Origin of the sequence: Streptomyces purpurogeneiscleroticus (genome assembly GCF_020024005.1) — a bacterium.
Lineage (GTDB): Bacteria > Actinomycetota > Actinomycetes > Streptomycetales > Streptomycetaceae > Streptomyces > Streptomyces purpurogeneiscleroticus.
The window spans coordinates 1-13,729 of the sequence record NZ_NHSG01000236.1; the positions used below are offsets into that span (position 1 = coordinate 1).

Below are 13,729 nucleotides of genomic sequence, written 5' to 3' on the forward strand. Positions count from 1 at the left end.
TGGTGCTCAGCCCCGCCGAGATGCTGCCCGGCAGCGGGGTGGCGAGGCCGGTCAGCGCGTCGAGCGCGGCGGCGCGCAGTACTTCGCCGGGGTCGGTGGCGGGGAAGCGGGCGAGCGCGGCGGGCCAGGAGGCCGGTACGAGCGTGGCCCGCAGGTCGGCGAGGACGACGACGCTGCCGGGCAGCATCTCGGCGGGGCTGAGCACCACCGTGTCGTGCGGGTCGTGCAGCAGGTCGCGGCGGGTCTCGTCGCTGATGATCCACAGTCCCTCGCCGGCCGCCACCTCGCACACCTCGTGCAGCTGCTCGGGCGGCGGGCAGGTGCCGGTGGGGTCGTCGGCGACGGACACCAGCAGTACCCGCGGGTCGCCGCCGCGTTCCCGGGCGCGGTGCACCGTCTCCAGGAGCGTGAAGGGGTCCGGTACTCCCCCGGACTCGGCCGGTACCGGAGCCGGGTGCACGGCGCGGCCCAGCAGCCGGGCCTGCGGGGCGTACCACGCGGCGCACGGGCGGGGCAGTACGACGTCGCCGCCGGTCGCGGCGAGCAGCGCGAGCAGCAGGGCGGGCGCGCCGGGCCCGGCCAGTACGCGTTCGGCGGCGGTCGCCAGGCCGCGGCGCTCGAAGTAGCCGCAGGCGGTGGCGCGCAGGGCCAGGGAACCGCCGGGCGGTTCGGGGTCGGTGCGGTCGGCCGCCGCGGCGAGGTGCGCGGCCAGCTCCGGGAGGACGGGCAGGCCCATGGGCGGGTCCGGATCCGGGTGCGGCTCCAGGGCGCTCGGCTGCATCCGTACCTCCACTGTCCACGGCAGGTGGTCGGGGCCCGCGCGGTGCCGGGCCCCGACCACCCTTGCAGATCACGGAGGTGCCGCGCGGGACGACACGTCACCACTAGGCGCCGCGGGCCTCCCGTCCGCGCCCGCCGTTCTCCTCGCGCAGGTCGCGCAGCTCCCGCTCCAGGCCGCGGCCGCGGGTCTCGACGACGGCGGTGGCGAGGTCGTGGAGCTTGCGGTTGGTGTGCTGGGAGAGCCGGCGCAGCATGCCGAACGCCTCGTCGGCGTCGCAGCGCAGTACGTACATCATGATTCCGCACGCCTGGTCGACGATCGGGCGGGCGCGGAGCGCGGCGTCCAGCCGGCCGACCTCAGCCAGCGCCCGGCGGTAGTGCCGGTCGCGGGCCAGGCCGGTGGCGGCGAGGTCGCCGAGCGCGGCGGCCGCGCAGTCGCCGGGGTCCGCGGTGAGGCCGGGGCGGAAGCTGTAGACGGTGACGGTGACGGCCAGTCCGTCGCGCAGGTACGGCAGCGTCGTGCTGGAGCGTACGCCGGCCTCCAGCGCCTCGGTGCGGTACGCGGGCCACCGGTCGTCGTGCAGCAGGTCGTCGGAGGTGACGGGGCGTCCGGAGGTCAGGGCGGCCTGGATGGGCCCTTCGCCGGACTCCCACTGGACGCTGACCAGCGAGGTCAGGTCGGGATGGGTGACGGCGGCGGGCGGGTCGGCGGCCGCTTCGCCGGTGGTCACGGTCGCGGTGGCGCCGCAGCTGTCCGGGGTGCACTTCGCGGCAACATCCGCGAGGTTCACCAGGCTCCGGGCGGACGAACCCCGCGCGTCGCCGGATTCGTCCACCGGGCAGAGGGTGTGGGTCGCCATTGCTTGTCAGTCCCTCGGTCCTTGTCGGTCCTCGGTCGGTGCTCCGGGCCGGCGGTGCGGCGGTGCAGCTCAGCGGAGGTACCGCCGCGGCCGGCCGCATATGTCGGAGGCCCGGCCCGTAGGGAGTCGGATGCCCGGCGGGCGGGCGCGGAAAACGCCGGTATCCCGTCGTTCGGGAGCCGGTTTCCGGGGCCCGGCCCGGGGGCCCCTGGCGCCCCGGCGAGTACATCCGCCCCGGTCCCCACTTGTGTCTCCACACCCTACTCGCGCCTCCCGTTCCGCGTCCGCGATCTCCCTCCATTCCGGACGTCATGGGGCTCTTCCGGACGTGATGGGTTCCGGGCGGGACCGGTACCGGCCGGTCCGGATACGGTGTGGACATGGCCGGGGTAGAGCAGTCAGCGGGCGGAGATCTCACGGATTTCCGCAAGCGCGTGGAGGAATTGCGGAGCGCCCGGGCGCTGCCGTCGCAGGAGCAGCAGCCGATGCTGGACGCTGCCCTTTTCGAGCTGCAGCACGTCGTCGACGTACTGCTGCCGCGGTACGAGGGGCTGGCGACTGCCGGCCGCAACAACGGCTCGCGGGCGGGGACGGAGGAACAGCAGCTGCTGCGGGCGCTGTTCCAGCGGACGCCGTGCGTGGTCGCGCTGTTGGATCCGGACACGGTCGTGCGGCGGCTGAACTTCGCCGGGACGATCCTTTTCGGGATGCGCGCGGGGTACGCCACGGGGCGTCCGCTCACCGGTTCGATGGCGCCCGAGATCCGTGCGGCCTTTCGGTCGCAGGTCGCCGCCGTGGCCCGTAACGAAGGCGACCGCAGCATGGTCGTCCGGCTGCTCCGTACGCCCGACGGGCCCGGCGAGCCGCTGCGCGTGACGATGACGGCGCTGCGGCCGCCGGGGGAGCCGGGCACGGCCGTCCTCACGGTTTTCCACACCGGGGGCGGCGCGTTCCCTTCGCACGAAATACCATCAATTAACGGGATTTGGCTGGGGGATGAACAGCAGGGGGACCACGGGGGACAGCGCGCGCACCTCGCGGAGGCGAAGCAGGGCGCCGAGCTGATGGACCTCCTCGACGACACGGCCACCGCGCTGCTCTCCGGGCAGCCGGCCGGCGTGGCAGTGAAGGCGGACGGGCCCCCGGCCGCGGTGGAGCGGGCCCTGCGGGAGCTGAGCGGCCGGTTCGCCGACTGGGTGGTGCTCGACGAGACGACGCCGGTGGAGGGCGGCGGGCCGGACGGGTCCGGTGCCCTCCGCCGCACGCTGGTCCTCGGCCCGGACGACAGCGAGGACCTCACCGCGGCGCTCGCCGGACAGGACCCCGCGCAGTGTCCGCTCGCCGAGGACGCGGCCCGCACGGGCAGCTCCGCCCTCCAGGTGCGGCCCGACGACGTGGCGGACTTCGGCCACGACGCGCAGGGGGCACCGCTGCTGGTACGCGCCTCGGTCACCTCCCTGCTGTGCGTGCCGCTGCGGGAAGCGGGCGGCCCCGTACGGGGCGTGCTCACGCTCTTCCGTACGGGGGCCCGGCGGGCGTTCAGCCTCGCGGAGGCCGGTGTCGTGGACCGGGTGTCGCGGCACCTGGCGCTGGCGCTGCGCGACACCCGGTCCTGAGGACGGCGCCCGGCCGCGAGAGCAGGTGAGAACGGCACGGGCGCCGGGTCCTTTCGGTTCCGGCGGTTCGGCTCCGTCAGTCCGGCGGTCCGGCAGTCCGGATCCGGCGTCAGGGGGCCGCGTCAGGTGGTGGCGCGGCTCTCCTGACGGCCGCCGACCTGGTCGGCGAGGCGGCGGCAGGTCCGGCTGATGATCCGCGAGACATGCATCTGGGAGATGCCGAGCCGGTCGGCTATCCGGCTCTGGGTCATGTCGCAGAAGAACCTCATGTAGAGGATCTCCCGCTCGCGCTCCGGCAGATTGCGCAGCTTGGGCTTGACCGCCTCACGGTCGAGGACGAGGTCGAAGCCGTTCTCGGGGGCGCCGAGCGTGTCGGCGAGCGAGTAACCGTCGTCGGCGCCGGGCAGTTCGGCGTCCAGGGACAGCGTGGTGAAGCTCTCCAGCGCCTGGCTGCCGAGCAGTACCTCTTCCAGGGACATGCCGGTGTGCTCGGCGATCTCCTCGGGGGTGGGACCGCGGTCGTCCACGCTGCGGGTCAGTTCCTGGCGCGCGGCGCGGACGCGGTTGCGCAGTTCCTGCACCCGGCGCGGTACGTGGAGCCCCCACATATGGTCGCGGAAGTGCCGCTTGACCTCGCCCACGATGGTGGGCACGGCGAAGCTCTCGAACGCGCAGCCGCGCTCGGGGTCGTACCGGTCCACGGCCTTCACCAGGCCGAGCGCCGCGACCTGCTGGAGGTCCTCGGCGGACTCGCCGCGGTTGCGGAAGCGCAGCGCGAGCCGCTCGGACATGGGCAGCCAGGCGCAGACGACGCGGCGGCGCAGCTCGTCGCGTTCGGGACCTTCGGGGAGGGCGGACAGCCGCTCGAAGTCGGCGGCCGTGTCGGGGGCGTCGTGATGGGAATGGCGGGCCCGTGCCCGGCCGCCGCCCGGCGGGGCCTTGCTCGACGTGACCCTGCGCGGCTTGGTGCGGCGTACGGGTTTGCCGGGCGGCCGGCTCGGTGCCTGGTCGATCCGCCGGCGCGCGGCGCGCTGCTCGGGTGTGCGTTCTATCGCGGTGTGCTGTTCTTCGGCCTGGGATGTCATGGGCATGGTCTGGGCTCCCTGATCCGTCGACTCAGAGTTCGTCAGATCCCGTGGAAGCGCGGCCAGGCAGGCGCGCCCGCGATTCGTGTGACAACACTTCCACGGGCGTGCCTCCGGTCCGAAGCACGGTTAGTCGCGTGCCCGTCCGACTCCTGAGTAAACCCGTTGCCCCTCAAGTCAGTTCGGGCCGCGCGGTCCCGCGCCCGGACCGGACGGGCCACCGACCGGCCGTGCCCGGCGCCCAGGTAACCGCCCGCACGCGGCGCACACCACGCACTTCGTACGGATTGCGCCCGCGGAACGCTCCACCACCCGGCGGGGCCGGCTTTCAGCCCCCCGTCCGCTGCCCGGTCGGCGGCGCTTCGTAGTGCCGCACGGTGACCGGCTCCGGTCCGCCCCAGTCCTGCCGTTCGGTGCGCACGAGCCGCCAACCCCGGTGTTCGTACAGGGCGATCGCGGCGGTATCGGTGGCGTTGACGGCCAGCACGGGCCGCAGCCCGCCGGCCACCGCCTCCTCGGTCACCCGGCGCAGCAGCCGGCCGCCCAGGCCCCGGCCGCGCGCCCCGGGCGCAACGTAGAGCCGGTTCACCTCGGCCCCGCACAGCGCGGCGTGGCCCGCGACGCGGCCGTCCGCGTCCTCGGCGACCCAGGCGCCGGTCAGCCCCTCCGGAGTCAGCCACGCCGCCGGATCCGGCGGCCAGGCGTACGGATAGCCGCTGTGCAGGTGCACCGCGCGCAGCAGACGTATGCACGCGGGCATATCCCGCGCGCCGCGAGGTCTGATCATCGGCCCATCGAAGCACGCAACGGGCATGGCCGGGGGCGTCTTGGGTACTGCTGCCAGCACTCCCCTCTGCAGGAGGCCGGCCGTGAGAGCAGGAGAAGGAAGAAGGCGATCAGGCAATGGCACAGTTGGTACGGGAAGTCATGACGCCGGCCGTCACCGCCGTCCACCCCGATGCGTCGCTGGTGGAGGCGGCTCAGCTCATGCGCGCGCACGACATCGGAGACGTCCTGGTGGCGGAGGACGGCAAGCTGGTGGGCGTGGTGACCGACCGGGATATCGTGCTGCGCGCCGTGGCGGACGGAGTGGACCCGTTCAGCGTGCAGTGCCACTCCGTATGCACTCCGGAACCGGTCACCGTCGGACCGGAAGACCCGGTATCGGACGCGGTGACGCTGCTGCGCCGGAACGCGGTGCGACGGCTGCCGGTGGTCCAGAACGGCGCTCCGGTGGGCATGGTCAGCATCGGTGACCTGGCGCGGGACCAGGACCCCGACTCGGCCCTGGCTGACATCAGCCGGGCCGCGCCGGACGGATCGCCGGGTCGGTGGTGATCCGTCCGGCGGACGGCCCGTTACCGTCTGCCGTGGTCCCACTGGGGTACATGTGGCTCATGCGCACTGTACTGAGCACGTGGGACCGCAAGACGTTCAACGGGGTCGCGACCCGGCACTGGCCCGGAGCCGAGCGGGTGCTGCCCAAACTGAGCCGCGCCGCCGACCACGGGCTGCTGTGGCTGGGCACGGCGGCGGGCGCGGCGGCGCTGGGCGGGCGGCCCGCACGCCGGGCCGCGCTGCGCGGCGTCGCCTCGCTGGCGGTGGCGTCCTTGACGGTGAACACCCTGGGCAAGCGCTCGGTACGCCGGGACCGGCCGATCCTGGACGCGGTACCGGTGATACGGCAGCTGACCCGGCAGCCCTTCACGACCTCCTTCCCCTCGGGGCACGCCGCCTCCGCCGTGGCGTTCGCGACCGGTGTGGCCTTCGAGAACAAGTGGTGGGGACTGGCACTGGCGCCGGTCGCCGGCGCGGTCGCCTTCTCCCGCATCTACACCGGTGTCCACTACCCGGGCGATGTGCTGGCGGGCGCAGCCCTCGGCGCGGGCGCGGCCTTCGCGGTACGCGGCTTCGCGCCGACCCGCGCGCAGATGGCGCCGCCCGCCCGGCCGCGCGCCGACGCGCCCGCGCTGCCGGACGGCGACGGGCTGTGCGTCGTCACCAACCAGGGCTCGGGCCAGCGCACCGGCTCGCACAGCGACCAGACCCATGTCATCCATGACGTACTGCCGCTGGCCGAGGTGACCGAGTGCGGTCACCAGGGCGCGGTGCCGCTGGGCAAGGCGCTGCAGGCCGCGGCCGAGCGGGCCGCCGAGCGCGGCGGGGCGCTCGGCGTGCTGGGCGGCGACGGCACGATCAACGCGGCGGCCGCGGTCGCGGTGCGGCACGGCGTACCGCTCGCGGTGCTGCCGGGCGGCACGCACAACCACTTCGCGTACGACCTGGGCGTGGAGACCGTGGCCGAGGCGGCCCGGGCGGTGCAGACCGGCGAGGCGGTCGCGGTGGACCTCGCGCGGTTCCGCACGGGGCCGCAGCAGGAGCCGACGTACTTCCTCAACACCTTTTCGATCGGGGCCTACCCGGAGCTGGTGCGCATCAGGGAGGAGTGGGCCGGGAAGATCGGCGCCTGGCCGGCCGGGGTGCTGGCCGCGTGGCAGGTGCTGCGCACCGCCGCCCCGGTGACCGTGGAGGTCAACGGCCGGCGGCGCGAGCTGTGGACGCTGTTCGTGGGCAACTGCGCTTACCGGGGGCTCGGCTCGACCCCGGTACGGCGGCACGATCTGGCGGACGGCGTGCTGGACGTACGGATGGTGCACGGCGGCCGGCTGGCCCGCACGCGGCTGTTCACCGCGGCGCTGACGGGCGCGCTGCGGCATACGCCCGTATTGAGCGAGGCGCGGCTGCGGACGCTGCGGATCGGCGGGCTGGCGCCCGGTACGGATCTTGCTTATGACGGCGAAGTCACCGCAGCGGGCGAGGAGTTGACGATCGACAAGGAGAATGAGGCGCTGGTCGTGTACCGGCTGCTCCCCGAGTGACTCCACTGCAATCCGCCCGCCTGCGCGTGCTCGCATCCTGAGACGGGACTCTCATAGTTCGAGATGACGGCGTACGGTGTGGATCACGGCGCGGCAGTGCGCCGTGACCGCATCGAGCATGCGAAGGAGCAGCCATGTCGCAGGAGTCCGCCGTCTACACCCACGGCCACCACGAGTCCGTACTGCGCTCGCACACCTGGCGCACAGCCGCCAACTCCGCGGCCTACCTGCTGGATTCGCTCAAGCCGCACATGAAGATCCTGGACATCGGCTGCGGTCCCGGCACCATCACCGCCGACCTGGCGGCGCTGGTGCCGGACGGCTCGGTGACCGGCCTGGAGCGCGCGCCGGGCGTCCTGGAACAGGCCCGGGCCGTGGCGGACGGCCGCGGCCTGACGAATGTCCACTTCGCGGTCGGTGACGTCCACGCACTGGACTACCCGGACGACACCTTCTGCGTCGTCCACGCCCACCAGGTACTGCAGCACGTCGGCGACCCCGTACAGGCGCTGCGCGAGATGCGGCGGGTCACGAAGCCGGGCGGGGTCGTCGCGGTGCGGGACGGCGACTACGCCACCATGACCTGGTATCCGTCGGTCTCCGGCATGGACGAGTGGCTCGACCTGTACGAGCGGGTGGCCCGCGCCAACGGCGGCGAGCCGGACGCCGGGCGGCGGCTGCGTTCCTGGGCGCTGGCGGCGGGGTTCGCCCCGGAGGCCGTCACGTCGACCGCGAGCGCGTGGTGCTACTCGACGCCCGAGGAACGCGCCTGGTGGAGCGGCCTGTGGGCGGACCGCACGCTGGCCTCGACCTACGCACAGCGGGCGACCGAGGGCGGGCACGCCACCGAGGCGGAGCTGCACGCGATCAGCGCCGCCTGGCGCGAGTGGGGCGCCCAGGAGGACGGCTGGTTCGCCGTGCTGCACGGAGAAATCCTGTGCCGCGTGTGAGGGCTTTCCGGAGGTCGTTCCTGCGGCTCCGTCGGATGATCGCGTTGTACGGCCGCGCCAACTAGGCTCCTCCGCATGGACATTCTCGGTACCTCCCTGCGGGTGTGCGTCGACGACCTGGACACCGCGATTCCCGTGTACGAACGGCTGACGGGCGCACAGGCGCAGCGCTTTCAGCGCGGCGGCGTGTCCGTCGCCGCGGTCGGCTGCTTCTTCCTGATGAGCGGCCCCGAAGCGGAGCTGTCCGTACTCCGCAAGATCACCGCGACGATCGCGGTGTCGAACGTGGACCAGGCGGTGGACGACCTGAAGGCAGTGGGCGGGCAGGTCATCGCGGGCCCGCTCGCCAGCGCCGCCGGGCGCAACATGGTGGCCCGCCACCCGGACGGCTCGATCTTCGAGTACGTGGACCGGGTGGCGATCACCTGACGGGGCTTCAGCTTCAGGTCGGTGTTTTACCAGGGCGCTCAGGACACGTCGAGCACGATCTTGCCACGGGCCCGGCCGGACTGGCTGCGGCGGAACGCCTCCGCGGCCTGGGCCAGCGGCAGTGCCGTGTCGATGTTGACGGTGAGCTTGCCGGCGTCGGCGAGATCGGCGAGCGCGGTGAGGTCGGCGCTGTCGGGCCGCACCCACACCAGGTGACCGCCCTTGGCGACGACCTCGTTGTCGACGACCGACGCCACCCGCTTCGGGTCCTTGAGCACCTGCTGGGAGACGTCGACCGCCTCGCCGCCGACGAAGTCCGCCGCCGCGTCCACGCCCTCGGGGGCCAGCGCGCGCACCCGGTCGGCGAGGCCGTCCCCGTACGTCACCGGCTCGGCGCCCAGCGAGCGCAGGAAGTCGTGGTTGTGCTCGCTCGCCGTGCCGATGACGCGGGCGCCCCAGGCCGCGGCGATCTGCACGGCGAACGCGCCGACGCCGCCCGCCGCCGCGTGCACCAGCACGGTGTCGCCGCTGCCCACGCCCAGCCGCTTCAGCGCCTGGTACGCCGTGAGCCCGGCCAGCGGCACACCGGCCGCCTGCTTCCAGTCCAGCGCCACGGGCTTGCGCGCAAGGGTGCGCACCGGCGCCGCGACCAGCTCGGCGAAGGTGCCGTGCTGGACCTCGTCCTTGCGCACGTATCCGAACACCTCGTCCCCGACGGCGTACTCCGTCGCGTCCATGCCGACCGCCTCGACGACACCGGACACGTCCCACCCGGGGATCAGCGGGAAGTGCACGTGCATGATCGGGTCGAGGTAGCCGGCGAGGATCTTCCAGTCGACCGGATTGACACCGGCCGCCTTCACCCGGATCAGGACGGAGTCGGGCGCCACCTTGGGGTCGGGCTGGTCGGTGAGTTCGAGGACGTCGGGGTCGCCGTAGCTGTTCGCGGTGATTGCCTTCATGTTGCGGTGAACGAATGTCCCCGCCTGATCATTCCGTTCGTCGCTCGTACGAGTGACTCCCTGCTTGGGAGCCGTGGAGTCAGGCCGGGCGCATCCGGTACTCGTACCGCTCCGGGAGCGGATGGGCGGCGCGGGCCTGGGCGCTTACCTCGTCCGTGACCGGGCCGTCGCCGGCGACAAGCCGTTCGGCGATCGCATACCAGGTGTCGCTGAGGGTCTCGTCGCCCTCGCGGAGGTCCGCGACCTCGAAGCCCTCGTCGAAGACCGCGCGGGCGCCGGACGCGTCGCCCTGGGCGAGCAGGACCTGCGCCGCCAGCAGCCGGAAGCGGCCACGTGCGCGGTCCGAGGGGCGCAGCCGGGCGAGCACGGCGGCCGCGTCGTCGGCGCGGCTTGCTGCGATCAGCGCCGGCACCGCCTCCCGGGCGAGCGCGGGCAGTACGGTGCGCCGTACCTCCTCCTCCCCCTCTCCCGCGCACGCGACCGCTTCGGCATACCGCTGCGCCGCCCGGCCCGTCTCGCCCGCCGCGGCCTCCGCGACCGCCAGGCAGTACAGCGGCCAGCAGCTCCGGCCGTGCGAGAGCGCGCGTTCCCAGCTCCGGACGGCCTGCGCGCGATCGCCCGCGTGCCACTGGGCGACGCCCAGGTGATAGTCGGACGACGGGCTCGGGCGCGCGGACTCCAGGAGGTCGCGCCAGGGCGGGGCGACCAGCGAGGCGCCCGGTACGCCCGGTACGCCCGGCCGGTCCGGGCGCGCGTCCGGGCGCGCGTCCGGGAGGTCGCCGGTCCGCAGCAGCTCCAGCCAGGGCCGCTGTTCCTCGCCCAGGGTGTCCTCGGTGAACGGCGTGCCCGGCAGGTCGTACCCGGCGCGGGCCACCTCCAGCGCGCCCCAGCCCGAGCCGGTGGCGAGCCGCTCCTTGGGTTCGAGATCGGCATACGGCCTCCAGGCGGCGTACGCGGCGGCCACGTCGGCGCGCGGCAGCGCCGCTTCCAGCCGGTCCGCGACCTCACCACGGGCCGCGCTCCAGTCCGCCCCGTGCACCCTCTCCGGGTCGGTGGCCAGCGGCCCGTACGCCTCCAGCCATGCGAACTCCGCCCCGCCTTCGAGGGGTACATGCTCCAGCTGAGTACGCGCCAGCCCGGCCTGGATCTCCGCGTACCCGGGGGTGCCCGGCTCGGTCAGCCACTCCTGCCAGTGCCGCCCGGCCCGGCCCGCGCCCCACAGGAACAGCTTGCGGCCGCGCAGGGTGTCGGTGGAGGTGTGCACGAGGCCGTGTCCGTCGGCGTCGAGGGAGGCGATCCAGGGGCGGTCACCGGGCGCGATCTCGTAGAAGTAGTCGGCGGGGTACTCGCTGCGCAGCGGGTACGTACGGTCGGCGCCGCCGGACTCAGGGACCGGGACGCGGCGCAGCGTGCGCTCGTACCCGAAGTGCCACGCTTCGTCGGCGGGGGCGAGGACGCGGGTGCGCGCGTCCTCGGGGACGGCGATGTTGGACCACCAGTAGACGGGCGCGGTGTGGTGGTGGGGATTCTGTATGCGGACGCCCACATACAGAAAATCGGATCCGTCGGGGAGCCAGAGGTCGACCTGGAAGGGCAGGTCGCGCAGGCGCTCCCACTCCCACAGGCGCAGCATCTCCCCGCCGTCCGGAGCGGGCACCCGCGCGGCGTGCACGGGGGCGCAGGAGAGTGTGGTGTGCCCGGTAGCGCCGATGTTCCATTCGATGCCGCCGGAGAACCACGCGCCGTTGAGCGCGAAGTCGGCGGGCTGGAACACGGGATTGCGGTAGAGCAGTTCGCGTCCGGTGGGCTTGTGGTGCAGCGAGTGGACGCGGCCGCCGAGGTCCGGCAGGACGGTGGCGCGCAACCGGTCGTTCTCGATCACGAGCGCGTCGAAGTCGGTGCGGGTGCGGTCGCGGCCGTAACCGTCCCTGCGGCGTACGGGCAGCAGGGAGTCCAGCGGCCGGTAGGCGAGCTGCCGGGCCATGTCGGCGGGTACGCCCGCGTCCTCGGGGACGGTGATGCGGTGCACGTCACGGGGGCCGGCCAGCGCGGGCAGCGGGTTGTCGGGGCCGAGGGCCGCCGCGGGCAGGGAGAGGGTGGTGCGTCGCACACTCGTGGCCACAGCGCCTCGCAGTCGGACCGGGCCGCCCCGGTCGCGGCGGCCGTCTGGTGACCATGGAACCTGCTCCCGGCCGTGCTGAACAGGGCGTCCTCCGGTCAGGGTTGCGCAAAAAGAATTCGCGCGACACGGCGCCGGTGAATGATGGATGCTGGCCCCGTACACCGTATGACGCATCGATGCGGTTCCTACGAAGGCGAGGACGGACGAGATGGCCACCGAGCACACCTACCGCGTGATCGTGCGCGGCAAGTGGGACGGGCTGACCGAGGAGGCCCGGGCGCGGCTGCGGGCCGATGCCGACGAACAGGGCCTGGCGCAGCTGCAGTTCACGCCCGAGGGATCACTCGCGTGCGACCCCTCGATGACGTCCTTCGCGTACCGGTACGTCGTCGTCTCGGACGCGGCGGACGGCGAGGAGATGGCGGCAGCGCTCGCCGAGGAGAAGGCCGAGCACGCGCTCCGCGCCGCCGGGTACGGCTACCGCGACCTGCGCTCCTCCGCCACGGACATGGACACGATGAAGGTCAACCGGAAACGGCGCTGAGGGGACGGGCCATGCGGGGATCACGGGCCTTCCGGGGGCATCATCTCGCTGGTGATGGCCCAGCGCTCGTGATCCCGCCAGGCCCCGTCGATGAAGAGGAAGTCCGGCGAGTAGCCCTCCTTGCGGAAGCCGTTGCGGCGGGCGAGCGCGATCGAGGCGGTGTTCTCCGGCTGGACGTTGACCTCGATACGGTGCAGGCGGAGCGGCCCGAAGGCGTACCGCAGGATCAGCTGGAGCCCCTCGCTCATCAGGCCGCGGCCCGCCGCGTGCGCGAACGCTCCATAGCCGGCCGCGCCGCAGCGGAAGGCGCCGTGCACGATGTTGTTGATCGTGAGATAGCCCGCGATCCGGCCGCTGTCCTGGAGTTCGCAGATCAGGAAGCCCGCGCGCGAGGGGTCCTGCAGCCGGTGGTAGTACGCGTCGTAGGACGCCTCGTCGGCGGGCGGGAAGAGCCAGGGCCGGTGCAGCTCCGCGCTCTCCCGCGCCCGAGCGGTGAACTCCGCGCGGTCCGCCGGCCGGAACGGCCGGATGCCCACGCGGTGGCCGCGGGCGAGGTACGGGTCGGGCTCCTCCGCGGCGACGGACGCGGGCGCGGGGTGTCGGTCGTCGGCCATCGTCGGATGATATCGGTCAGCCATATGGAGTACCGGGTGCCCGGGGCGCCCGCGTCCTCACCACCACGCAGGCGCGTCGCCGCCCCAATTGCCGGGCGGGCGCGCCCAGTTGAGCGGCCCGTCGGCGAAGGAGACCGGCGGCAGGGCGTGCCGCAGGCGGCCCATGGGGCTGTCGGCGTCGGCGAGCCGGGTCTCCGGGTCGAACGCGTCGGCGGCGCCGTCGGTGCCGGGGGCGCGCCGCGGCAGGACGTCGGTGAGCAGCGCGGCGGTCTGCGTGAGGGCGAGCGTCGCCAGCCGGGAGCCGCCCGTACGGGACCGCTCGGTGAGCGCCCGCAGTACGGCGGCGGCCAGCAGGTAGCCGGTGCCGTGGTCGAGCGCCTGGGCGGGCAGCACGCCGGGGGTGCCGTCGGCCGCCGCCTCGGTCACGGCGATGCCGGTGGCGGCCTGGACGAGGCTGTCGAAGCCGCGGCGGGCGCCCCACGGGCCGTAGTCGCCCCAGGCGGACAGCCGCGCGACGACGATGCCGGGGCGGCGCTCGGCGAGCGCTTCCGGGGCCAGCCCGAAGCGGTCCAGGGCGCCCGGCCGGTAGCCGGTGACGACCACGTCGGCGAGTGCCAGCAGCTCCTCGAAGGACGCCCGCCCGGCCCGCGCGCCGAGATCCAGTACGGCGGAACGTTTTCCGAAGCCGGTGTCGCCGTGCGTGTCCCGGCTCTCCGGCAGGCCGGGCGCGTCGATGCGCAGCACGTCGGCGCCGAGCAGCGCGAGCGTACGGGTGGCGACCGGCCCGGCGAGCACCCGCGTCAGGTCCAGTACGCGCAGCCCGGCGGCGGGCAGCAGCGGGTCGCCGGCCAGGCCCGGCGGCCGGACCGGCGGCGTGGCGGCGCCGAG

Annotated in this window: 14 protein-coding genes; 6 read left to right on the forward strand and 8 right to left on the reverse strand. The window is 73.8% G+C overall.

Annotated elements, in window-relative coordinates; all coding sequences use genetic code 11:
* Both CCS38_RS15310 and CCS38_RS15315 read right to left on the reverse strand, forming a co-directional pair.
* The coding region (locus CCS38_RS15310) for an aminotransferase class I/II-fold pyridoxal phosphate-dependent enzyme (RefSeq protein ID WP_223733819.1) at nucleotides 1-781 on the reverse strand (781 nt) is incomplete at its 3' end.
* Between the two features lie 103 nt (nucleotides 782-884).
* Nucleotides 885-1,640 (reverse strand): ANTAR domain-containing response regulator, encoded by a 756-nt coding sequence (locus CCS38_RS15315; RefSeq protein WP_223733820.1) that lies wholly within the window; start codon nucleotides 1,638-1,640, stop codon nucleotides 885-887.
* Between the two features lie 380 nt (nucleotides 1,641-2,020).
* Here CCS38_RS15315 and CCS38_RS15320 point away from each other — a divergent pair, with 380 nt between their 5' ends.
* Nucleotides 2,021-3,256 carry a PAS domain-containing protein gene (locus CCS38_RS15320; RefSeq protein WP_223733821.1) on the forward strand — a complete coding sequence of 412 codons (1,236 nt, stop codon included), beginning with the start codon at nucleotides 2,021-2,023 and terminating at the stop codon, nucleotides 3,254-3,256.
* 122 nt (nucleotides 3,257-3,378) lie between these two features.
* Here CCS38_RS15320 and CCS38_RS15325 read toward each other — a convergent pair whose 3' ends face one another.
* On the reverse strand, nucleotides 3,379-4,347 hold the full coding sequence (locus CCS38_RS15325; RefSeq protein ID WP_223733822.1) for a SigB/SigF/SigG family RNA polymerase sigma factor: 969 nt from the start codon (nucleotides 4,345-4,347) through the stop codon (nucleotides 3,379-3,381).
* A gap of 322 nt (nucleotides 4,348-4,669) precedes the next feature.
* Complete coding sequence (locus tag CCS38_RS15330; RefSeq protein WP_223733823.1) at nucleotides 4,670-5,128, reverse strand: GNAT family N-acetyltransferase; 459 nt, start codon at nucleotides 5,126-5,128, stop codon at nucleotides 4,670-4,672.
* A 116-nt stretch (nucleotides 5,129-5,244) separates the two neighbouring features.
* Between CCS38_RS15330 and CCS38_RS15335 the strand changes: the two genes are divergently transcribed.
* The 4 genes from CCS38_RS15335 (at nucleotide 5,245) to CCS38_RS15350 (ending at nucleotide 8,599) form a co-directional block, all read left to right on the forward strand.
* Nucleotides 5,245-5,679, forward strand: a complete 435-nt coding sequence (locus tag CCS38_RS15335; protein WP_223733824.1) for a CBS domain-containing protein — start codon at nucleotides 5,245-5,247, stop codon at nucleotides 5,677-5,679.
* Nucleotides 5,680-5,738: 59 nt separating this feature from the next.
* Nucleotides 5,739-7,220 (forward strand): bifunctional phosphatase PAP2/diacylglycerol kinase family protein, encoded by a 1,482-nt coding sequence (locus CCS38_RS15340; protein WP_223733825.1) that lies wholly within the window; start codon nucleotides 5,739-5,741, stop codon nucleotides 7,218-7,220.
* 134 nt (nucleotides 7,221-7,354) lie between these two features.
* Nucleotides 7,355-8,170, forward strand: a complete 816-nt coding sequence (locus CCS38_RS15345; RefSeq protein WP_223733826.1) for a class I SAM-dependent methyltransferase — start codon at nucleotides 7,355-7,357, stop codon at nucleotides 8,168-8,170.
* A 75-nt stretch (nucleotides 8,171-8,245) separates the two neighbouring features.
* The gene (locus tag CCS38_RS15350) at nucleotides 8,246-8,599 is read left to right on the forward strand and encodes a VOC family protein (protein WP_223733827.1); all 354 of its coding nucleotides are present in this window, start codon (nucleotides 8,246-8,248) and stop codon (nucleotides 8,597-8,599) included.
* Between the two features lie 38 nt (nucleotides 8,600-8,637).
* Here the strand turns inward: CCS38_RS15350 and CCS38_RS15355 are convergent, their stop codons facing one another.
* Together CCS38_RS15355 and CCS38_RS15360 are read right to left on the reverse strand one after the other, a co-directional pair.
* Entirely contained in the window at nucleotides 8,638-9,561 is a 924-nt protein-coding gene (locus CCS38_RS15355) for an NADP-dependent oxidoreductase (protein WP_223733828.1), read from the reverse strand.
* A gap of 79 nt (nucleotides 9,562-9,640) precedes the next feature.
* On the reverse strand, nucleotides 9,641-11,683 hold the full coding sequence (locus CCS38_RS15360) for a DUF5107 domain-containing protein (protein ID WP_223733829.1): 2,043 nt from the start codon (nucleotides 11,681-11,683) through the stop codon (nucleotides 9,641-9,643).
* Between the two features lie 208 nt (nucleotides 11,684-11,891).
* Here CCS38_RS15360 and CCS38_RS15365 point away from each other — a divergent pair, with 208 nt between their 5' ends.
* On the forward strand, nucleotides 11,892-12,227 hold the full coding sequence (locus tag CCS38_RS15365; protein ID WP_223733830.1) for a DUF6204 family protein: 336 nt from the start codon (nucleotides 11,892-11,894) through the stop codon (nucleotides 12,225-12,227).
* Between the two features lie 20 nt (nucleotides 12,228-12,247).
* On the opposite strand, the gene CCS38_RS15370 is transcribed toward CCS38_RS15365, so the two are convergent.
* Together CCS38_RS15370 and CCS38_RS15375 are read right to left on the reverse strand one after the other, a co-directional pair.
* On the reverse strand, nucleotides 12,248-12,841 hold the full coding sequence (locus CCS38_RS15370) for a GNAT family N-acetyltransferase (RefSeq protein WP_223733831.1): 594 nt from the start codon (nucleotides 12,839-12,841) through the stop codon (nucleotides 12,248-12,250).
* A gap of 57 nt (nucleotides 12,842-12,898) precedes the next feature.
* Nucleotides 12,899-13,729, reverse strand: an 831-nt coding sequence (locus CCS38_RS15375) for a CoA transferase (RefSeq protein ID WP_223733832.1), incomplete at its 5' end; no start/stop codon positions are given.